Source organism: Clostridium sp. D53t1_180928_C8 (genome assembly GCF_015667795.1).
Classification (GTDB): domain Bacteria; phylum Bacillota; class Clostridia; order Clostridiales; family Clostridiaceae; genus Clostridium.
Genome location: NZ_JADPEL010000015.1, coordinates 17,345 through 40,694 on the forward strand (window position 1 = coordinate 17,345; position 23,350 = coordinate 40,694).

General features: G+C 26.0%; 21 protein-coding genes. 20 read left to right on the forward strand and 1 reads right to left on the reverse strand.

The annotated features are described in order from the left end of the window. Positions 1 to 78 precede the first annotated feature (78 nt). From I4V51_RS11150 to I4V51_RS11230, 17 genes are all read left to right on the forward strand, one after another. Positions 79 to 408 carry a cupin domain-containing protein gene (locus I4V51_RS11150; RefSeq protein WP_195988509.1) on the forward strand — a complete coding sequence of 110 codons (330 nt, stop codon included), beginning with the start codon at positions 79 to 81 and terminating at the stop codon, positions 406 to 408. Between the two features lie 156 nt (positions 409 to 564). Then, positions 565 to 1,551: a choloylglycine hydrolase gene (bsh, locus tag I4V51_RS11155; protein ID WP_195988510.1), complete on the forward strand. Its 987-nt coding sequence runs from the start codon at positions 565 to 567 to the stop codon at positions 1,549 to 1,551. Between the two features lie 118 nt (positions 1,552 to 1,669). Further along, entirely contained in the window at positions 1,670 to 2,218 is a 549-nt protein-coding gene (locus tag I4V51_RS11160; protein ID WP_195988511.1) for a nucleotidyltransferase, read from the forward strand. Between the two features lie 74 nt (positions 2,219 to 2,292). Continuing rightward, positions 2,293 to 2,742, forward strand: coding sequence for a DUF2691 family protein (locus I4V51_RS11165; protein WP_195988512.1), 450 nt, complete (start codon positions 2,293 to 2,295; stop codon positions 2,740 to 2,742). 486 nt (positions 2,743 to 3,228) lie between these two features. Continuing rightward, complete coding sequence (locus I4V51_RS11170) at positions 3,229 to 4,710, forward strand: hypothetical protein (RefSeq protein ID WP_195988513.1); 1,482 nt, start codon at positions 3,229 to 3,231, stop codon at positions 4,708 to 4,710. A gap of 508 nt (positions 4,711 to 5,218) precedes the next feature. Further along, positions 5,219 to 5,725, forward strand: a complete 507-nt coding sequence (locus tag I4V51_RS11175) for a GNAT family N-acetyltransferase (RefSeq protein ID WP_195988514.1) — start codon at positions 5,219 to 5,221, stop codon at positions 5,723 to 5,725. Between the two features lie 259 nt (positions 5,726 to 5,984). Then, positions 5,985 to 6,467, forward strand: a complete 483-nt coding sequence (locus tag I4V51_RS11180) for a CarD family transcriptional regulator (RefSeq protein ID WP_195988515.1) — start codon at positions 5,985 to 5,987, stop codon at positions 6,465 to 6,467. A gap of 280 nt (positions 6,468 to 6,747) precedes the next feature. Then, positions 6,748 to 9,924, forward strand: a complete 3,177-nt coding sequence (locus I4V51_RS11185; protein ID WP_195988516.1) for a DEAD/DEAH box helicase — start codon at positions 6,748 to 6,750, stop codon at positions 9,922 to 9,924. 61 nt (positions 9,925 to 9,985) lie between these two features. After that, entirely contained in the window at positions 9,986 to 10,171 is a 186-nt protein-coding gene (locus I4V51_RS11190) for a hypothetical protein (protein WP_195988517.1), read from the forward strand. Positions 10,172 to 10,579: 408 nt separating this feature from the next. Further along, positions 10,580 to 10,969: an 8-oxo-dGTP diphosphatase MutT gene (gene mutT / locus I4V51_RS11195; RefSeq protein WP_195988518.1), complete on the forward strand. Its 390-nt coding sequence runs from the start codon at positions 10,580 to 10,582 to the stop codon at positions 10,967 to 10,969. 320 nt (positions 10,970 to 11,289) lie between these two features. Beyond that, a complete protein-coding gene (locus tag I4V51_RS11200; RefSeq protein ID WP_195988519.1) occupies positions 11,290 to 11,919 on the forward strand; it encodes a hypothetical protein in 630 nt (209 codons plus the stop codon). A gap of 227 nt (positions 11,920 to 12,146) precedes the next feature. Further along, positions 12,147 to 12,425: a DUF3953 domain-containing protein gene (locus tag I4V51_RS11205; protein WP_207745951.1), complete on the forward strand. Its 279-nt coding sequence runs from the start codon at positions 12,147 to 12,149 to the stop codon at positions 12,423 to 12,425. A 112-nt stretch (positions 12,426 to 12,537) separates the two neighbouring features. Beyond that, complete coding sequence (locus I4V51_RS11210) at positions 12,538 to 12,921, forward strand: DUF2809 domain-containing protein (RefSeq protein ID WP_195988520.1); 384 nt, start codon at positions 12,538 to 12,540, stop codon at positions 12,919 to 12,921. Positions 12,922 to 13,347: 426 nt separating this feature from the next. Further along, positions 13,348 to 15,414 carry an SdrD B-like domain-containing protein gene (locus I4V51_RS11215; RefSeq protein ID WP_195988521.1) on the forward strand — a complete coding sequence of 689 codons (2,067 nt, stop codon included), beginning with the start codon at positions 13,348 to 13,350 and terminating at the stop codon, positions 15,412 to 15,414. 183 nt (positions 15,415 to 15,597) lie between these two features. Continuing rightward, positions 15,598 to 16,419: a C39 family peptidase gene (locus tag I4V51_RS21210; RefSeq protein WP_207745952.1), complete on the forward strand. Its 822-nt coding sequence runs from the start codon at positions 15,598 to 15,600 to the stop codon at positions 16,417 to 16,419. A 183-nt stretch (positions 16,420 to 16,602) separates the two neighbouring features. After that, on the forward strand, positions 16,603 to 17,235 hold the full coding sequence (locus I4V51_RS11225; protein WP_195988522.1) for a hypothetical protein: 633 nt from the start codon (positions 16,603 to 16,605) through the stop codon (positions 17,233 to 17,235). A 364-nt stretch (positions 17,236 to 17,599) separates the two neighbouring features. Beyond that, positions 17,600 to 17,872: a helix-turn-helix transcriptional regulator gene (locus tag I4V51_RS11230; RefSeq protein WP_195988523.1), complete on the forward strand. Its 273-nt coding sequence runs from the start codon at positions 17,600 to 17,602 to the stop codon at positions 17,870 to 17,872. Here the strand turns inward: I4V51_RS11230 and I4V51_RS11235 are convergent. Further along, entirely contained in the window at positions 17,864 to 19,210 is a 1,347-nt protein-coding gene (locus tag I4V51_RS11235; RefSeq protein ID WP_195988524.1) for a radical SAM protein, read from the reverse strand. The two genes, I4V51_RS11230 and I4V51_RS11235, sit on opposite strands and share 9 nt — an antisense overlap. 357 nt (positions 19,211 to 19,567) lie before the next feature. Between I4V51_RS11235 and I4V51_RS11240 the strand changes: the two genes are divergently transcribed. From I4V51_RS11240 to I4V51_RS11250, 3 genes are all read left to right on the forward strand, one after another. After that, positions 19,568 to 20,404 carry a ParA family protein gene (locus I4V51_RS11240; RefSeq protein ID WP_195988525.1) on the forward strand — a complete coding sequence of 279 codons (837 nt, stop codon included), beginning with the start codon at positions 19,568 to 19,570 and terminating at the stop codon, positions 20,402 to 20,404. Between the two features lie 157 nt (positions 20,405 to 20,561). After that, positions 20,562 to 22,409: an NAD(P)/FAD-dependent oxidoreductase gene (locus I4V51_RS11245; RefSeq protein ID WP_195988526.1), complete on the forward strand. Its 1,848-nt coding sequence runs from the start codon at positions 20,562 to 20,564 to the stop codon at positions 22,407 to 22,409. Between the two features lie 10 nt (positions 22,410 to 22,419). Continuing rightward, positions 22,420 to 23,349, forward strand: coding sequence for an ABC transporter ATP-binding protein (locus tag I4V51_RS11250; RefSeq protein ID WP_195988527.1), 930 nt, complete (start codon positions 22,420 to 22,422; stop codon positions 23,347 to 23,349). Position 23,350 lies beyond the last annotated feature (1 nt).

Sequence of the window (23,350 nt, forward strand, 5' to 3'; positions counted from 1 at the left end):
AATTAAATGGGAAAGAGGAGTAAAATAATAGTGTTGGTTAAAAAAATATATAATATAAAAGAAATGGAGACGGGGTATATGAGTAAGATTCAAAAAGTAGAAAATATGTGTGGAGGAAAAGGTCATGTAATAATTGAACACATATTAGGTGAAAAAGAATTGAATGGGAAATGTGGACTATATGCAAAGGTAACAATAGAACCAGGATGTACCTTAGGATATCATGAGCATAATGGAGAAAGTGAAACTTATTATATTTTAAGTGGAGAAGGAAATTATAATGATAATGGAATTATACGTCCTGTTAAAGCTGGAGATGTAACATTCACACCAAGTGGAAGTGGTCATGGATTAGATAATACAAAAGGTGAAGATTTAGTATTTATGGCTTTAATAATATTTGATTAATTTAATATTTTTAATATCCCAACTGATTTAATAATTGGTTGGGATTATTTTGTAAAATTAAAGAGTTTAAATTGGTTAAACTTAGAGTATTAGTATAAAGTTATTTGATTGAGGATAATCTAATCCAAGTAGAAATTTTATTAGGAGGAAATAAAAATGTGCACAGCATTAACTTTAAAAACAAAAGATGGATATAATCTATTTGGAAGAAATATGGATTTAGCATATTCATTTAATCAAGCAGTTACCTTATTACCTAGAAATTATGAATATATAGATAGAGTTACTGGAAATATGAAAAAAAATAAATATGCAATAATAGGTATGGCTAGTATTATAGATGATTATCCAGCATTTGCAGATGCAATGAATGAAAAAGGATTAGGGTGTGCAGGGCTTAACTTTCCTGGATATTTTCATGTAGAAGAAAAGGCTATTCAAGGTAAGAATAATTTAGCTCCATACGATTTAATTATGTGGATATTATCGAACTTTGAAACTGTAGATGAGGTTTTAGATGAAATTAGAAATGTAGAATTGGTTGCAGTTCCAATTAATGAGAAAACACCACTTCCAACACTGCATTGGATAGTAGCTGATACAAATGGAAAATCTATAGTCATAGAAAAAACAAAAGAAAGTTTAAAAGTTTATGAAAATCCAATTGGGGTTATGACTAATTCTCCGACATTTGATTGGCATTTAACTAATTTAAATGAATATATAAAAACTACGTCTATTCAGCCAGAGCCTGTAAAATGGGGAGATAAGGAGTTAAAACCATTAGGAGTAGGGCTAGGAACTAATGGATTACCAGGGGGATGTTCAGGAGTAGATAGGTTTGTAAGAATAGCATATTTAAAATCAAGGCTTTCAGAAACAGAAGATTTAATGACTGGAGTAAGTCAATTTTTCCATATGTTAAATAATGTAGCTATGCCAAGGGGAGCTGTTATATCTGATGGTTTAGATGATATAACATTGTATACTTCATGTATGTGTCAACAAAAAGGAATATATTATTATTCAACATATAATAATAATGGAATAAGTGCTATAGATATGAGTAAAGAAGATTTAGATGCTAAGGAAGTTAAGCAATTTGAATATTTAGATGAATTACATATTACATATCAAAATTAATGTCTACTTAATATATATTTTATATTTAACTTAAACATAGAAAAATAACCTTTATAAATAATATTATTTTAAAGGTTATTTTTTGTATAATATATATAGGTAATGGAGGGGAGATTAAATGTTTAATACTTTAAGTTGTATAGGTAAAAAGTTAAATGATGCAGATATAACATGGGGAGTTGGTGCGTCCATGCTGTTGAATAGGTTTGGGCTTATAGATAAACCTAATGATATAGATATTTTTGTAGGTATTAATGATATTGAAAAGGCTGATGAAATCCTTAAAAGTATTGGTGAAAAGAAAAAATGGGAAAAGACTACAACATACTCAACAAAATACTTTTATGAGTATGTAATAAATAAAGTTGATGTTGATGTCATGGCTGGTTTTGTAGTTAATCATAATAATGGAGCTTTTAGATATATATTTGACAAGAGCTCTATTTCAGAATATAAAGTTATCAATGGAGTTAAGATACCATTTACTTCTTTAGAAGATTGGTATGTTATTTATCAGTTAATTCCTAATAGAAAAGCAAAAGTAGAAATGATAGAGAAATACATTATATCAAACGGGATTAAAAAACCAATTTTATTAGAAAGAGCATTACAAGGATGTTTACCCATAGAGGTAAGGAGAAAAGTTGAGGATATATTAAAAATTTGATAAGTCCATTTTTAATAAAAGCATAGTTTCAATTATCAGGTTTTAATCTCAATAAGTTTAGAAGGGAAAATAATATGATAAATGGAATAAGATTTGAAATTTTAAATAAACCTGAAAAATATTTATTTGAAATTTTAAAAAGTATAAATTTAATTAAATATGAATGGCATATTGAAGATGATGAAGTATACTATAATGATACTTATGAAAATTTATTCAATAGTAATAAAATTAGTGGAAAAGAGCTTTATAAAAAAATTTCTAAAGAGAAATATTATATAATCAATATACATTTACTAGGATATAAGATTTATAATATTAGGAATAAAAAAATAGAATCATATGAGGATTTTTTAAAAAGTAAATATGAGATAATGTTGGTTATATATGATTCTGTTAATTGTGAAATTTATTTAAAAGATGAGCTTTTATTTACTAAAGTATATAAAAGTTTAGAAGAAAAAAAGTTTAATCCATTATATATAACAGAAAAAAATGTTAGAAACAAAATAAATATATTTTAAGGTATTATAAAAAGGTGTTAGTTCACTTTATAGTTACATCAATAATTGCAGGATGTGGGTTAATTTATATAGCATTTTAGAAATTAATTCAATAATATATAAACATCAACAATTTTAATATTATGCGAGATAAAAAGTTGGTAGTCTGAAGAAGTTTACTTTATTATAAATTACTCTGTTAAAGTACTTTTGATTTTTTAGTGAAAAAATTTACAAGTAAAAATGAATCGGTTGTTTAGATATATGTATATTTTTATATGGTATGTGGTATAGAGGTACTACATACCATATTTTTGTTGGAGTAATTAATTTATTGATTTTTCATTAGAATTAAGTTAAGAAGAATTTTCTGTGTAAAGTAATTCGTTAGTTGGGAAAAGATGTATAATAGATATGGAGTATATAAATATAGATAAAATAAATTAGAAAATTATTTTAAGAGTTTATCATTAAGGGGTAGTTTAATAAGCAGTAAGGAGATAAAATATGAGTTTAACTAGGTTTTTAAATAATAAAGAGGATAAGAGGTGTATAAGATTTCAAGAGGCTATAAAGAAAGTAACACCAAGCAGGAATGATTTTAAAGCATTTAACAATGAAACTAATCCATTTGATACCAAAATAGACTTAAAAGTAGAATATAAATTAAATAATAATATAGAAGCAGCACTAGTTGGAACGACATTTGACTATTTAGCTAGATTTAGAATTGCTCAAGTAGTAAGAAAAAATAATATAAAGGTAATGGAAGGTATAGTAGCTGAGAATTTTTTCGATATATTTAAAAATAAATTATCTAGAAGAAATTATGATAAGTTAATAGATAAATATAATGATGCAATAGAAAATATAAAAAGATATATAGAACTTAATATAGAGTTTGATGATCAAATTATTGAAAAGGTTTGTGTATTAGGAAAATTAGAGGGATGTTTTAGAGGGGGAAAATTACCTAAGAATATAAAATACCTATTTGATAAACCAACTGAAGAGGTGATAAATGAATTAATAGGGTTAATTCATTTGTTTGAATTAGAGTTTATTAGTAAAGTAGTGAAACCAAATAGTATAGTTATATATAATCCAAGCTTTGGTTTAACATCAGGTGTTATAGGAGGAGCTGATGCCGATATTTATATAGATGGAACAATATATGACTTTAAAACTACTAAGAGTATTGGATATAAGGAAAAGGATGCACAGCAAGTAGTAAGTTATTATATTTTAAATGAATTGGAAAAAAAGATGCATGGGGAACTGTTTGATAATTCTATTAGAAATAAAGTAGTAGATAAGATAGCCATATATTTAGCTAGAGTTGGAGAAATATACTATTTTGATATGAATAATATAGATTCAGAAGTTATTAATACTGTAGTTTCAGAAGTAGATAAAATATTATTTAATAATAGTAATAAGAATAATGTATTAGGTTATGGACGTAAAAGTAAATTAAGGCAAGGAATATTTGTCATCTGTGTAGTATTAGCATTATTTATTATATGTGGATTAGGTTATAAAATAGGAGAAGAGATAAAAGTAAATAATAATTTTGTTGAAAATAGTGAGAGTGGTAATAATGAAGAAAGTATTAAATCTGATTATGATATAGAGAAAGATTATTTAGAGAGGAAGAGTGCGGCTGAAGAAGTATTACCAAAAGGACAAGGATTTTTTAAATATTATAGTAGTTTAATAGAAACATTAAGATCGTATGATGCAACGAATATTGATAATGCAAAGATTATATATAAATTAAGTGATGAATTGTTAAATAATATGTATCAATCTTTTAAAGAAAATTGGACTACAGAAGCTTTTGATGAATTAAAATCAAGTCAGTTAATATGGGTAGATAGAAAAATGAAGATAGAGGAAGAACTTAAGAATGATGAGTTATTAAGATATCGAACTTTAATAAAGATGACATTAGATAAGTGTGAAGAGTGGACAGAATATTATAAGTAGAGAGTAGTTATTATTAAATAAGATTAATAAGTGGAGTTGTGAATATATTAGTTCTTTGGGTGAAAGATTTAAAAATATAAGATTAAATATGGGGTTAACACAGGAAGAATTAACAGAATAAAATAATACTATATTAAGAAATAAAGCCAGTAGAATTTTTAAAAGTTTTACTGGCTTTTTTGTGGTAAACTTCAATATACATACCAAGCTATAGGTTATATTTTTTTATAAGTTTTCTTTTTTATATTATAGATGTACTTAAAATTGTAATAAAAATCCTTTTAATAACTTTAACTGGAAATTAAATGCTAAAAATGGAAAATATAACTTGTTAAGCAAAAGGGTCAAAAGTTAAGATAAACACTTAAAAAATAAGTTAAATTTAAATAATTGAGAATATAGATTTTTACTTATATTGATATTAGTAGTAATATTTATAGAAAGACTGGTCTGGTAATAATTGTGCATAAATTTTTTAATTAATAAAAAAAATTAAGGAGTGTAACTAGTGGAAACTATTAGTATAAAGCTAAGTCGAGAGGTATATAAATGTGATGCAGAAAAAATGGCTAATTGGCTTAGCGATAAAGAAATATCAAGTAATTTAAATGAAGGCGTAAATGCCGGGGAAAATATAATTAATATTATAAATAGAATAGATATGCCTATATTAACTCATTTATTTAATAATAATTGTAGTTTTTTTACTATTAAAAACGCATATGAAACAATAGGTTTTTTAAGGTTAATACCGAAAAATGATGGAGTTGAGATAGTAATTGCAGTTGGAAAAAAAGATTTGTGGGGAAAAGGTATAGGGCATAAAGCTGTAGTGGAAGCCTTAAAAAAAGCTTTTTTTGATATGAGAACAGATAAAGTAGTTGCAAAAATAAAAAAGACAAATAAAAGATCAAGAAATTTATTTAAAGGGATTGGATTTATGGAAGTTAAAGAGTTAGAAAGAGAAATTGAATATAGAATAACTAAAGAAATTTTTTTTGAAATGGCTTCATAATGATATAAGTATTAAATTAATAAAATTAGTATTAATAAAAACAATAAGTTTAATAAAAAATTCTTTGGTGTGGAAAGATATAAAAAATAATGCTATTAGATAAGAGTGGCGAAAGCCACTTTTTTATTATATAAAAAATGAAATTTTATTAGGTATAGATTTTTAAATTTATATCTGAAAACTAATATAAATTGTATATATCATTAAAATGTGTAGAGAAAATCTACAGTTTTAATGTTATTAAGGAGGATGATTTTTCATGTTTAAGGTTGATGATTATATAATGTATGGTATTACAGGTGTATGTAAAGTTATAGATATAACTAATGAGAAAGTTGTAAATGGTGATAAAAGAGAATATTATGTGTTAAGCCCTATTCACCATGATAATACAATAATAAAAATTCCTTTAGATAATAATAAAATTCCAATGAGAAAGATAATTTCTAAGGGAGATGTAACTTCATTAATAAGTGATATGACTAATATGGAGACATTATGGATAGATGATGAAAAGAAAAGAAACAATCAATTTAAGATAATGCTTAAAAGTGGTAAATGTGAGGAGCTAATTAAATTAATATCTAATAAAAGGTATGCAAAATCAACTAGTAAAAAATTAAGTAAAGCAGACAAGGAGATTATAAAAGAAGCAGAAAGATTATTAAATGAAGAGTTTGCAATTATTTTAAATATTTCGCCTAATGAAGTGAATTCATATATATTAAGAGAAATATCTTAATAAAGTATTTTTATACTATGTTTTGTTTAAAGATTTAATGTGGATGTGATTTTTGAGAATTGCCCTACCAAATAAGAATAAATGATAAGATATTATTGTAAAACGTTTAAATATAAAGATTAGGTTATTCTATCATATTTAATAGTGATGAATTTTAAAGTTTATGTATCACCTCCACCAAAGAAATAAAAGGCTACAGTTTTATGTAGCTTTTTATTATACACAAATATGATAAAATTAAATAATAAACTAATTTTAATAATATTTGGAGGGAGAGATATTGAAAGAAGGACTATACGAACAAATAATAAACAAAGAAATACTAGAACAATTAAATAACTTAGAACAAGAAAAATTTATTATAGATAAAGATAAAATAGATAAAGCAGAAGCAAAAGCAATCCTTTCACAATACATATCACAAGTAATAAGAAAATCACTTAATTACATCAGAGATAAAGAAAAAGAAGATAGTGAAAAGCTAATAAAGCAAATAGAAGCTTGTAATGACATAATTATCATACTAAGTAAAGTGTCAAATGAAGAAGATATCAGAAAATATGAAATAGACAAAAATGGAGAAATGCTAACTGCTTTATATTCAAAAGTAAATAATAAAAGAGCAATAAATAACAAGAAAGCAACAAGACCAGTAACTCCATTATCACAAAGTTCACTATTCACAGGATCAGGACAAGAACCTAATATGTTAGGAGAATTAAATAAAGAAATAATATCTTGTGATTCTATAGATTTATTAGTTTCCTTTGTAAAGTGGAGTGGAATTCGATGTATCATTGAAAGCTTAAAGGAAGCTACAATAAATAATAATAAAAAACTAAGAATAATTACTACTTCATACATGGGTGCAACAGATGTTAAGGCTATTGATGAGTTAAGTAAATTACCTAATACAGAAATAAAAATTTCTTATGATACAGATAGAACAAGACTTCATGCAAAGGCTTATATGTTCAAAAGAGAAACAGGCTTTACAACTGCATATATAGGCTCTTCTAATATATCTAATGCAGCACTAACTTCAGGTTTAGAATGGAACCTAAAAATTACAGAACAGGATTCCTTTGATATTATAAAGAAATTTGAAGCTACTTTTGAAAGCTATTGGAATGACTCAGAATTTGTTTCTTACAATGGAACAGAAGAAGATAAAAGAAGATTACAAATATCATTAAGAAAAGAAAATAAAGATAGTAGTAATGACAATGATTTAAACTTTAGTTTTGATATAAGACCATATTCTTATCAAAAAGAAATATTAGAAAAGTTGCAAGTTGAAAGAAAAATATTTAATAAAAATAAAAATCTAGTTATTGCAGCAACTGGTGTAGGTAAAACGGTAATTTCTGCATTTGATTATAAAGATTTTTGCAAGGGAAATAGGGGGAAGGCAAATAGGTTATTATTTGTAGTTCACCGTGAAGAAATATTAAAGCAAGCAAGGGATACTTTTAGGGCAATATTAAAAAATAATAACTTTGGAGAATTAATGGTAGGGGGAAGAACTCCTGAAAGCTTAGATCATTTATTTGTTTCCATACAAAGTTTAAATAGTAAAGATTTATGTGAAATAACATCAGAGGATTACTATGATTTTATTATAGTTGATGAATTCCATCATGCAGCTGCACAATCATATCAAAGATTATTAAGCTACTATAAACCAAAAGTATTATTAGGATTAACTGCTACACCAGAAAGAGCAGATGATAAAGAGGTATTTAGTTATTTTGAAGATAGAATATCTGGAGAAATAAGATTGCCAGAAGCTATAGATAGAAAATTATTAAGTCCATTTCAATACTTTGCAGTATCAGATTCTGTAGACTTATCAAAGCTTAAATGGCAAAGGAAAGGCTATAATGTAAGTGAATTAGATAAGGTTTATACAGGAAATGATATAAGAGTTAATAATATAATAAGTAGTTTAAATAAATATATTACTGATATAAATGAAGTTGTAGGACTAGGCTTCTGTGTAAGTAAGGAGCATGCTAAATTTATGGCTTTAAGATTTAATGAAGCAGGAATTCCAGCAATAGCATTAACAGATGAAAGTAAAAAGGAAGATAGAAATACAGCCAAAGAAAGATTAGTTAATGGAGAAATAAAGTTTATCTTTGTTGTTGATATATATAATGAAGGTGTTGATATTCCAGAAATTAATACTATTTTGTTTTTAAGACCTACTGAAAGTTTAACAGTATTCCTTCAACAGTTAGGAAGAGGCTTAAGACTTAGTGAAGGAAAAGAATGTTTAACTGTACTTGATTATGTTGGGCAAGCACATGCAAACTATAATTTTGAAGAAAAGTTTAGAGCTTTAATTGGTAGAACTAATAAGTCTGTAAAAGAGTATATTGAAAATGGATTTTTAAGCTTACCTAAAGGGTGTTATGTTCAACTAGAAAAGGAATCAAAAGAATATATTTTAAGAAATATAAAGTCAGCAGCTAATACTAAGAATAATCTAATAAGTAAAATTAGAACATTTAAAGGTGATACAGACTTAGAATTAACCTTAGATAACTTTTTAACTTATCATAATTTATCTTTAACAGATTTCTATGGTAAGAGTAAAGATAGAAGCTTTGCAAGAATGTGTGTAATGGCAGAACAAAGAGAAGATTTTTATGATGAAAATGAAGATATAATAACAAAGAAGTTATGTAATTTATTATTTATAAATTCAAGAAGATTTATAGAATTTATGGTAAATACAATTAATAGTTATGATAATATTTCAGAGGTTGATTTTAATAACGAAGAACAATTAATGTTAAATATGATGTATTATATTTTCTATAATGATTCACCTAATAAAGTTGGATTAACATCTATAAATGAAGGTATTAATAAGTTACTTAAAAATAAAACTATGATGAAAGAAGTTTGTGGGATATTAAGCTACAATTATAAGCATATTGATTTTATAGATAAAAAAGTAGAGCTAGGATATAAGTGTCCTTTAGATTTACATTGTGATTATACAACAGATGTAATTATGGCTGCATTTGGATACTTTAATGAAGAAAAGAAACCAGCTTTTAGAGAAGGCGTAAAGTTCTTTGAAGATAAGAAAACTGATATATTCTTTATAACATTAAATAAAAGTGATAAAGATTTTTCACCTTCAACATTATATGAGGATTATGCTATAAACGAAAGGCTATTCCATTGGCAAACTCAAAGTAAGACATCAATAGAAAGTGCAGCAGGAAAAAGATACATTAATCATTTGAAAAATGGAAATAAGATAGTGCTTTTTGTTAGGGAGCATAAAACTAGAGGTGGACTTACATCACCATTTACTTACTTAGGAACTTGTGAATATAGAAGTCATACTGGAAATAAACCTATTAGTTTTGTATGGGAGCTTAATGAAGAAATTCCACCAAGTATGATTAATAAAGCAAATAAAACTATTATTATATAAGTTAATAGTTTTTTTTATAGCTTATAGAAGTTAAATAAAAGAGAATTTTAGGGGGAGAATATTGTCTTATTTTAGATATTTTATGATATTTGTTATAATTATTGAATTAATGATGAGTTATACTATAATAGGGTCAGCTTATATAGGATACAAACAAAAAAGGGTTAAATTTAGTGCTATTCCGTTATTAGCTATTTTTATGAGTGGAATACTTTTACTTGCCTTAGGTGTAGCAGTTTTTTTGTAGATAAATTAATTAAAATGCAAATAATAAAAGTAGTCAAAGGCTAGTAGAGGTTACAAAGTAATCTTTACTAGCTTTTTTACTTCAATTTCTTTTTTCATAATAGCCTCCATAAATATATAATTTAAGTTTATTTCCTACAGATATAATTGTATAATAAAAAATAAATAAGATGTTACTCACAAGATGTTAAGTACTTAATTAAAGGAATTAGATTGGGATGGATTAGTAAATAGGAAATGATATCCATAGGTTCCGACTAAAGTAGAGTATAGTTCATCTGAGAGAGGATAAAGTTTTATGCCTGTTCTTAGTGAAATCTCTGCATGGGGTCATGAACAGATAAATGATGATATTTAGCTTTTAATATTATTATATAAAATTATGATTAAGTTAAGAAGGTAAGAATAAATGAAAACAATAGAAGTAGTTGCAGCGATAATAAAAAAAGAAGAAAAAATATTCATAACTAGAAGAAGCTATGGTGAATTTAAAGACATGTGGGAGTTTCCAGGTGGAAAGATAGAAGCAGGAGAAACTAATGAAGAAGCATTAATACGTGAAATAAAAGAAGAGCTTGAGTTAGATATTAATAACTTAGAATTTCTAACAACAATAGAATATGATTATCCTACATTTCATTTGATAATGCATTGTTATACTTGTGAAATATATGGAGGAACATTAAACTTAAATGTTCATAATGATGCAAAGTGGGTTTCTATACAAGAATTAAGAGAAGAAAAGTGGATTCCAGCAGATATAGATGTAGTTAAAATGTTGATAGAAGCCACTATATAACAACTAATAAGCTTTAAAATTTTTTTATTGCATTTTGATTTTTAAATTATATTAGGTGAATATATAAATATGAAAGTAAATTTAAAAAACTTTGGTTATTTTTATAACCAGAGTTTTTTTTAGTCTATTATTAAATATTAAATATTAAATATTAAATATTAAATAATTTTTTTTGCACAAAAATAATATATAAATCATTTATAATACATAATTTGGTTTATAAAGGTAAAATTGTAATATATAATAAGTGTATAGAATTATATAAATAAATTTTAGATATGGAGTAATATTAACAATTGATATTATTATAGGTGATTTATATGGATAATTATGAAAAATTAGTTTGTTTTGATAGACAAAGAAATGAATTTACTCGTGAAATATTGGAGGAATATTTTAAAGAACTTTGTGAACATGAAAGTGAAATTAAAAAGGTAAAAGCCAATGTGTTTGATGAGTTAAATCATAAATATAATAAATATGAGTACAATGGAGTAGAGGAGAGATATGTCCAATTATCACTAGATGAAATTTATATTAAATGTGAAGGGGAAGGATATCTTGGAGCATTCATAGCTATACTTGGGAAAGAGTTTATAAATTTGTATTATAAAGAAAATGGAACAAATGATTTAAGTAATTTAATTACAATATTACAAATAATGGTTTCAGATGATTATATAATAGAAAGTAAGAATAAGAAAAGTGATTATGAAAAGCAAAAGTTAATATTAAAAAATATTACCCTTGGTAAGGTAAATGAGTTTACTTCTAACAATATAAAAAATTTATATATGTTAAAAAATAAAGGTATTGGGTTTAATTTTACTCTTTATAGTAGGAATAAAAAGAGATTATTAAAAGATTATATAATAGAGCTTATGAAAATTACTGAAGATACAAATATTAAAATAAAATTGAAAATTATAGTTGATATAATTAAGGGGTAGTATATGAAATATAGAGTCTTTAATAAATGTAATCAGTTTAATCATCAATTTGAAAAGGCAATGTTAAAAAATTAATAAAATGGGTTCAAGCATATATAAACGTAGTTAAAAAGCTAGTCTAAGTTGAAATATAATAATTGCTAACTTTTAATTAAAAATAAAATATTTAATTATGCTTCCCATATATGATAAAATACTAAAAATGAATAAAAAATATGGGGGACATAATGATAAATATAAGAGAGAACTGGAATCAAAAACAAACACAAGAAAAAGTGTTGTATATTATGGAAATTATATGTTCAATAAGTATAATAATACTAGTCAGTATGCAGATTTTCAATATCTGGGAAAATGCAATATATGTTTTTGAACCATTATTAGGGATATTAATGCTAATTCAAGCTATTCAGAATTGGAAGAAAAACAAAGTACTTTCTTTAGTTGCTTTAGGGGCTGCTATGTTTATTTTCTTAGTCGCAGTTTTTGTTTTTCCAATTAAATAAAATGTAGTTTATATAGTAGGTTTAATTAATAATATAGTAAGTAAGAGTTTAGTAGAAATCTCTATTAAGCTCTTATTTAGTTTAGTATAATATTGGTAAGTGGGGTGAGATTATGAAAAGAAATAGAGTTATATACTTAATATTAATAGTAATAACAATAATCTTAGGATTATTATCACGAAAAGTTTCAGGGTTACCAGAGATAGCATCAGCATATTCAGGTGATGTATTATGGGCGATGATGGTATTTTTTATTATTGCATTTATATTCAATAATAAATCGACAATATTCATTATTTCTTGGGCAATAATTTTCTCCTATAGTATAGAAATAAGTCAGTTATACCATGCACCATGGATAGAGACTATAAGAAATACAACCTTAGGAGCATTAGTATTAGGGTTTGGATTTTTATGGAGTGATTTAGTTTGTTATACAGTTGGAGTTATAACTGGAGCAATTATAGATAGATTAATAAATTATAAGAAAATATAACTTTAAATATAGGATAAGTATATATACTTATCCTATATTTTTTTATTATTTATCTAATAATAAGCTTCTAAGTTTTATATAATCACAAATTTCATAAGTAGGATTTAAATCAGTTTTATTTTCTAATTTATTTGGGTTATGACAACAAGTATCTATATTATAATTAATGTCGCCTTTTATATAAGAATTTAAATTATCTCAAATAATAAGAAATTTGTCTAATTATATTAAATTAAATATTGACTATAATAAATTACAGTGATAGTATAGTTTTGGAAATAAATGCTAGTAGTTGTTGATTAATAACTATTAATAAGTATATTATTCATCATATATTTAACCGGACATTTTATATATGCTGGATAATTGTGTAACTGATAGTGAGTTGATGTCAGTTGCTATTTTTTTGATTAAAATTATAAGGGGATGGTCAAGATTAAAACAAAAAATCAAAATTATTTAAAGGTAATTAGTAGAATAGTATGTTTATTTCTTATTATGTCGTTAATTAAATTCAACTCTGTAGCGACTATGGCAAATGCAGAAACTTTAAACCCTATAAATAGGATTGTTGAGGAAGTAAAAAAGACAGCAGTTTATGAAGAAAAAAAGATAACATTAAAGCTTCAGAAAGAGGTTCTAGATTCCAAGATAAGAGAAAAAATTGACTTTGAAATATTAATAGATGCTTCGGGTTCAATGCGGGATAGTGGAAGTATTTATAAAACACAAGAAGTCATAAAAGATTTTATAAATAGCTTAAATCCGAACTATGACAGAATTAGTATAACTACCTTCAGAGGGCCTGGATACTATAATTATAATAATCCTGAAAATTATCCAAAATATATAAAGACAATTTATGAAATGAATAATAATTTTACTGAAGCCAAAGAAGCTATAGATAATATGGAGTTTGGTGGATTTACACCACTGTTAGATGGCTTATCTAAAGCTAAATCAAACTTAGATAGCTCTGGCTTAGATGCTGATAGAAAGGTTCTAATAATTCTAGGAGATGGACATCCTAATATAGGTCCTGAAAGAGATTATTATTATAGTAATATACCTGGGGATTATTATGGCAGATATTCTGATTATTATCCAGGAGATGTTATAAAAAAACAAAGAAATAAATTAGAAGAAAAATGGAATAATGGTGAAATAGATAATGATTCATATTTTTCTGAAGATGATGTTTTATCAAAACAGGAAAATTTATATCCTGGAGCTAGTAAAAGAAACTTTGATAATAATCAGGCACTTAAGGAGCTTAAAGGAACTATCTATGATAATTCAAAGGCAGAATTTTATGATTTAAGATATCTTATAATGGATAAAGTAGATGAGATAAAGAATGCTGGTTATGAAATATTTTCAGTGTTTTTAAATAATGAAGAGCCAGGAATAAGTGGATATCAGAAGTTTTTAGCAGCTACAAATGAAGCAGAAAAGTTGTTTAGAGAGATTGCTATTGATGATGATCACTATTTTTACTCTGAAAATGTAGGGGATCTTTCAAAAATTTTTAAAGATGTAAAAACAACTATAAATACTTTTGACTATTTTGTAACTGATAATATAGAAGATGGTTTTGAACTTATGCCAGAGACATTTGAAGCTTCACAAAATGATGTTATCCCAAAGGTGAATGGAAGCAATATAACTTGGGATATTAGTGGAGTACCGTATAAAGAATTAGAAGTTTCTTATCATATAAAGAGAGAGATTCCAGTTTGTAATTTAAAAGTAAGATATGTTGATGAAGGTAATGGAGATGATATTATCGAACCTGTTATAAGTGCTGAACCTTTAGGTAAAGAATATACAACTGAAAAAAGGGTATTAACAGGATATGAATATGTAAATGTATCTGGTAATGAAAAAGGCACTTATTCTTTAGAACCTACTGAGATAATTTATTATTATCGTAAACTATCGGATTCAGGTAATACTGATGAGGTAAAAGTTCTTTCTTCAATTGGAGGACGTATATGGAATGACTTAAATAAAGATGGGAAACAAGATGATAATGAGAAGGGATTGAAAGACGTAAAAGTAAACCTAACAGACAGTGAAGGAAATATAGTTAGTATTAATACTGATGATAGTGGTAACTATATATTTAATAAGTTAACTTTAGGGGAATATACAATTTCTATAGATAAAAATACTTTACCAAGTAATATGGAAGAAACATTTGAAAAAGATAATTCTAAAGATAATAAGGTTAATGTAGAGTTAGAAGGTGAAAAAGCCTACAATGATATTGATTTTGGATATTATAGTCCAAGCGTTATAGGAGAAACTATATCAATTGACAAAAATAAAAACAATATTAGTGTAGCTAATAATTCACTAGAATCAGTAAAAAAAGTTGAAAAAACTACAAAAGCTAAATTACCTAAGACAGGCTCTAATAGACCTTATGGACAAGGGGTCTTAGGATTATTATCTTTAGTTTTAGGAGTATATATTTATAAAAGAAAATAAGTATGATATTTTTATACGAAGTTTTAAGAAATATAATAAAGAGCTACAGCAATGTAGCTTTTTATTATATTCAAATAGAAGCATTGTCTATGTATAAATTTGCACAATAAATATATATATTGAAATTCAAAATAAAAGTTAGTATAATTTGCTAGTATAAAATATTATCTGGGGGGATAAATAGTGAGAAAAGGTTTAATTTTATTATTATCAACAGTATTAACTTTAGGGATTACAGGATGTAGTAGCAATAGTACAAAAACTATTGATAACAAAATTCCTTATCCAAAAAACTATGATATTTTAGAGTCGGGGGCATCTTCTTATAATAATATTGGAGATAATGAAAAAAGTACATACTTTACAAGCGTTGATTATTATAACTTAAAGTCAAACGATACTTTGACAATTTTAGAAAAATTTAAAACATACCAACAAACTAAAGAATATAGCTGTGGTCCATCAGCAGCTCTAATGGTATTAAATCATTTTGGTGAAACAAGTTATGAAGAGTTACAAATTGCAGATATGATGGATTGCCATAAGGATCTAAATGGAAATAATACTGAAGATAAAGGTGTTGCAAATGAAAGAGGAGAATATGGTACATCAACAGATAGAATGGTACAGTTCTTTGAAGCAATTAATTGGGATGTAACATCAAGCTTAACAGAAGGTACTTTAGATGGCGGATATACTTTTCAGGATCCAATAGAATTTAGAGATTGGGTTATAGATAACTTAAAGAATAACACACCTATTATGGTTGAATGGATAGATTGGTCAGGACATTGGCAAGATATTATAGGATATGACACTATGGGAACTGACAACTTTGGAGATGATGTTATAATCTTCGCAGATTCATATGATACATCAGACCATAATCAAGATGGATATTATATTTATCCAGCAGAAAGATTCTTCTACATGTGGGTAGATAATAGTGTTTTACCAGAAGACCAAAGCGTTCAACAATGGCTTATAGCAAAACCTAAACAATAGGAGAATAAATAATAAAGAGTTAAACCACCTTAGTGATTTAACTCTTTTTATAATTAAATCAAAGTTTAAGTTAAGTTTTTTTGGGGATTTTAAACTACAAGTTTAATGATTAAATTTTTTCTATCCGTTAGAATAAATATATAAAGTTTAATAATTAACTTGATTTGATTGGAGGATGGAATTATGGAACAAATGCTAGTGACAAAAGGTCTAAATGAATTAAAACTATTAGATAGTCGTATAAATAGAAAAATCGAAGAGGGTGAATTTATAGCGGCTACAAAGGTATCAGTTCTAAATGTAAATGGAAAGATAACTAAGGAAGCATATAAAGCAAATGCAAAAGCAGATTATCAATCTATAGTAGATTTAATTAAAAGAAGAAATAACATAAAATCAGCTATAATCCAATCAAATGCAGTTACAAAAGTAGATATTGCAGGTAAGATAATGACAGTAGCGGAAGCTATAGATAAGAAAAGCTCTATAGAGTATGAAATTGCATTACTTGAAAAATTAACAATGCAGTATAAAACATCTTCAGATATAATAATAAAAGAAAATGAGAAGGTTGATTATAGTATAGAACAATTACTAAATACAGCTTATGGTAAAGAAGGGAAAGAAAAAATAACTCAAGCAAGCTATGATGCAATTGCTGAGCCTTATCGTAAGGCTAATGAATATGGATTAGTAGATGCTTTGGATGGAGAAAAGCTTATAAAAGAAATGAAGGATAAAATAGAAAGCTTTTTATCAGAAGTTGACACAGCTCTTCAAATTTCTAATAGTACAACCATTATAAATATAGAGTAAAGCAATATTGCAATTGTACGTAAATTCTAAATTAAGCCCCCTCCATAAAGGGTTATTATGGAACAATTGAAAACCAGATTTATTATGATGATATTTTAATATAGGATATAGATAATAAATGTTTAATTTTCAATGGTTAATTATCAATTATAAAGAATCAACTCTCTTTTGGATAAATTCTTAAGGTTTAGGATATAATTTTCGATAAAATCCATGAAATAGGTTTTGACAGGATGGCTTATTACTGCTGAATTTTACCCATGGCTGTACAGTTGCAATTTTTATTAATAAAAAGTGTTGAGAAATTTTTACATATAAGTTAGTATAGATATACTGAATATTAAAATAGTTGGAGGTAGATAATATGGAATTACCGGTTATTGATATGAAAGCTACAGGTGCCAATATTGCTAGGATCAGGAAATTAAGAGGTTTATCAGTGAAAGATTTACAGGGATATTTCGGATTTGATGGACCGCAAGCTATATATAAATGGCAATGGGGTCAGTGCCTTCCATCTATTGATAATTTATTTGCATTAAGTAGAGTATTTAATATATCTATAGAAGAAATCTTAGTTGAAAAAGATACAACTAAGATTTCTTTTTTTGTTATAAAAAATATAAATTTATTTTAACTTATAAGCAAGGAATTCACCAGCTTGCCCTATTTTCTCAAATGTTAATAACTTACATACCTTTTCAGAAAGTCTTCCAAATTTTCTATACAATAAGTTAAATGCCAAATAAGGCATAACTTGTTTCTTACTTTTAGGTATTCTTTTAATTATATTTTTAAAGCTATAAATTTTATTATAAATATCAATATATCCATTATACAATTCATCAGCAGTCATATTTTTAGGCTCAAAAACTACATTAGCTGTATTATAATTTGATAAATTAAAGTCAGTAATTCTACCAGCTTTAAGCATATCATCATAAAGCTTAGTACCAGGATAAGGTGTTAAAATATGAGATGTAACAGTTTCAATTTTATTATCAACTATCCACTTTAAGGTAGCATCAAAAGTTTCCTTAGTATCACCATCTAATCCAAAAACAAAACTAGCATTGATCATAATACCTCTTTTATGAATTTCTGATACTAACTTTTCAAATTGAGTAACATTATTTTGTTTTTTATGAACATTGCTTAAAGACTGATTATTTATACTTTCAAATCCAATAAATAAGCTTTCACATCCAGCTCTAGCCATAAGATCTAAAAGCTCTGGCATATTAGCAATATTAGCAGTTACAGCAGCATTCCATTTAATTTTTAATGGTTCAATAGCTAATAAAAATTCTTTAGTCCATTTAGGGTTTCCAATAAAATTATCATCTATAAACATAATATGTTTTTTACCAATAGTTTTAATATCTTTAACAACATCTTCTATAGGTCTATTAACATAAAAATTACTATAAGAATTACAGCTATTATAGCAGAAATCACATTTAAAAGGACAACCTCTACTTGTACTAACTATATTACTATATAAATAATCCTTTTTATTTATTAAATGATAAGCAGGAGATACTATTTTACTTCCAGTAATTTTAGTATTACAGTAATATATCTTTTTTAGGTTTTTATTTTCTAAATCGCTTATAATATCAGGCCAAGTTGTTTCTGCCATTCCTACGCTAATTACATCAAAATAATCTAAATAACCTTCAGGAACAGCAGTTATATGTATTCCACCTACAACTACAGTAATATTTTTTGCACGGAATATTTTAGCAACTTCTATAGCTCTTGGAAGCACATCAACAGTAACAGTTATTCCTACAATATCAACATCTTCATTAAAATTTATATCTCTTATATTTTCATTTTCAATAATTATAGTATGATCCTTATTTAGTATATTAGCTATTGTAAGCAATCCTAAAGAAGGGGACATTCTAATTTTTAGGTCAGTATCCATAGGGCGTTTATTCATTTTTAGTTGAATCAGCTTAACAATCATAATATTTAAATCCTTTCATGTGGATATATATACTTAATAAGTAGATTTTATTATTTAATTTATTGAAAGTCAATAAATTATTATTTAAATACAGCAATTATTTATTGTTTATACCGTTAAAAACTAAAACTTATTTATATAAAAGTTTTAAGAAAAATATAACGTGAAAATTGTAAGATATATAAAAGGATACTTTTTTAATATATAAATTGTAAAAATATTACAATTTATAGAGAAATGTATTATAATATAATTAATATATACATAGTTAATTCATTAAAAAATTGTAGATTAAGAAACTATGATAAGAAAAATAAAGAATATACAAAATGGTATGAGGATTAGGGGAGAAAAAAGATGAAGGTTATTAGTGTATGTAATCACAAAGGAGGATGTGCTAAAACTACAACGGTAGTAAATATAGCAGCAGAATTAATTAATTCAGGTTATAAGGTCTTGATGATAGATAATGATTATCAAGCAAATTTAACAACAAGTGTAGGATTTAAGACAGATAAAGAGTCACTAGTTAATTGTCTTAGAGGAAAGAAATCTTTAAGAAAAACAATAAAAAATTGTGCGATATTAGAGGGGTTAGATATTATTCCGAATAATTCAGAAATAGGTAATGCTGATTTAGCTTTAATAAAAATAAAAAATAGCAAAAGAATACTAAGCAAAATGATAGAAGATGAAAATTTAAAGGACGATTATGATTTTATATTAATAGATTGTCCACCAAGTCAGTCTATTACAACAATTAATGCTTTAGTTGCTAGTGATAGCGTAATAATACCTATGGAACCATCTTTATTTAATATGCAAGGACTTAAAAACTTATCAAAGACAATAAAGATGATTCAAAAAACCTTTAATAAGAAATTAAAGGTTGAAGGAATATTATTAACAAGAGTAGATTCAAGAACAAAGCTAAGCGAATCATTTAGAAAAGAGATAAAAGAATTTTATTCATATAAGGTTTTTGATACAGAAATTCATCAAAGTAGCATAATAGTGAAAAGTCAAACAAATGGATTACCAGTATCTTTATATGATCCAAGATGTAAAAGTACAAAGGAATATAGAAGCGTGACAGATGAAATCTTAAATACATCAATTACTAAGAAAATTACTAGTATAGCAACTATAAAAAGCAAGAAAAATATTAATAGCGAAATACCTAAAGTAGGTTAAATGTTAACACTATACTAGGGCAACAGAAATGTTGCTCTTTTTTTATTTATATATATTAGTTGATAAGATTATTTATGTAAATATTAATATTTTTTTATTTTAAAGAATAAAGTTTATAGAGAAATAATCTTTTTATAGATAATTAATGTGAGGATATATGAATTATGATGTTATTGTAATAGGTTCAGGAATATCAGGTCTTACGGCAGCTTCTTTGTTAGCAAAACGAAACTTAAAAGTATGTGTAGTAGAAGCTCAATATAAGCCAGGAGGTTCTTGTGGAATATTCAAAAGAAAAGATGTGGTATTTGAGCAAGGAGCAGCAATGATATATGGATTTAATGAAAGGGGATTTAGTCCACATAGATTTGTTTTTAATGCATTAGAAGAGCCGATAGATATAATAAAACATGATGAACTTTATGCTATTAACTTTGGAGAGCATAGAATAGTCTTTTATCAAGATATATATATGTTTGTAGAAGAGTTAGCAAAAGTATTTCCAAAGGAAAAAGAAAATTTTAAAAAATTTTATGCAGATTTATCAAAACAATATATGAAAATAATTGCAGAACATCCAAACTTCATATCACCAGATGCAATGAAAAAGGAACAAGGATTGCAATCTTTTTTAAGACATCCAATTGAGTATATAAGATTCTTAGGGTATATGAATAAAAATACTGAAAGTATATTAAGAAAGTACTTTAAAAATGAAGATGTATTTGATTTATTTGATAAATTAACATCTACATATTGCTATACAAATGTTAAGGAAACGCCTGCAATACTTTCTTCAGTAATGTTTGTAGACAATCATTTTGGAGGAAGCTACTACCCTGCTGGTTCAACATTAAACTTAGTTGGAAAGCTAGAAAAAGTAATAGAAGAAAATAATGGCGATATGCTTTATAACACTGAAGTAGAAAGAATAATAGTAGAAGATAATAAAGCAACTAAGGTTAAATTAGATAATGGCACTACATTAAGTGCTAAATATATAGTTAATTCAGGGACTGTGTGGAATTTATATAATAAGTTATTAAAAAATAGTATAAGGGAAGAAAGTAAGGAGTGGGCAAATTCACTAGAACCATCATATCCATCTGTAGTTTTATTTGCACTTGTAAAAGAGGAAGCAATTCCTAAAGGCACATTACCAATTGAAATGTTAATTGGTGATAAAACTAAGTTAGATGAGGATGAAATAACTGTTTACATTTTAAGTATAGATGATAAAACTCTTTGTAAAGATGGCTATCATACTATTATGGCAATAGGTCCTACTTTCAAGGAATGGCCAAAGGGATTTAAGAATGACTATAATACTGAAAAATATAGAGAGATGAAAGCTGTAGAGGAAAATAGAGTATTAGAGGTTTTAGAAAAAAGATTTCCAGGATTTAAAGAAAACATATGTCATGTAGAAATTAGTACTCCTACTACTTTAAATAGATATGTATTAAAAGAAGGAGGAAGTGTGGCGGGGCCTAAACAAAAGCTTGGTCAACATATGTTAAAAAGATTAAAGACTAAGAGTGAGATAAATAATCTTTTTAATTGTGGAGAATCAACGGTTATGGGAACTGGAACACCTGCAGTTACTATATCAGGAATAAGTGCTGCTAATCTTATACTTAGAGAATTAGGACTAGAAGAGTTTGAGTATAAGGATGATATGAAAAATTACGTAAATATAGTTAATAAGCCATTTAAATATGAAGAAATAAAAATAGGTAAAAATGAAGAGGAAGATACATTGGCTAAATTAGCATTAAAGTGTCAATTTTGTGATAAGCCATCATGTGAAAGAGTATGTAAATATAATATTCCTATAAGAGATATAAATAGGAGAGTTGCAGCAGGTAATTTTTATGGAGCTAAGAAGCTTATAAAGGATAATAATCCTTGCTTAAATTGTGAAAGTATTGAATGTGAAAATAATTGTATTAGAAAAGCCTTTGCTAAGTCAGTAAGTATAAAGGAAATAAATACAAGGCTTTAGGAGATATATTATGTATATACTTCAAATTGAAAATTTATATAAAAAATATAATGATTTTGAAGCAATAAAGGGTATAAATTTATCAATAGATACAGGCGAAATATATGGACTATTAGGACCTAATGGTGCAGGTAAAAGTACCTTAATAAAGATTATATCTGGCCTTGAAAAAATGACATCAGGAAAAATACTATTTGAAGAAAAAGAAACAAATATAAATAAATATAAAAGAAATATTGGGCTATTGCCACAAGATATTGCTATATATCATGATTTTACAGCAAGAGAAAATGTATCATTTTTTTGCTCCTTATATGGATATAAGGGGAAGGAGCTAAGGGAAAGAGTTAATAAAGCACTAGAATTTGTTGGACTTTTAGATGTTGAAAATAAAAAATCTAGTGAATTTTCAGGAGGAATGAAAAGAAGATTAAATATGGCTTGTGCAATAGCACATAGTCCCAAATTAATAATAATGGATGAGCCAACTGTTGGAATAGATCCTCAATCAAGAAATCATATTTTAGAATCAGTAAAAAAGTTAAATGAAGAGGGAGCTACTATAATCTATACATCTCACTACATGGAAGAAATAGAAGAGTTGTGCAATAACATTTCTATTATGGATGGTGGAAAAATAATAGCAAGAGGCACTAAAGAATATTTAAAATCAAGTATAGTTAGTCAAAATATATGTACTATACATCTGAAAAAAGAGGTTCATGATATAAAAAAGCAAATAATTAAAATTGATGGAATTCAAAAGGTAGAAACACATGATAAAGAAATTAAATGTTGCTATTCTCAAGAAGTATATATACTTCAAAACATTATAAATACAATATCTAATAATAGTGGAATTATAGAAAGTATAGAAAGTGAAATGCCTACATTAGAAAAGGTGTTTTTAACATTAACAGGAAAGCAATTAAGGGATTGAT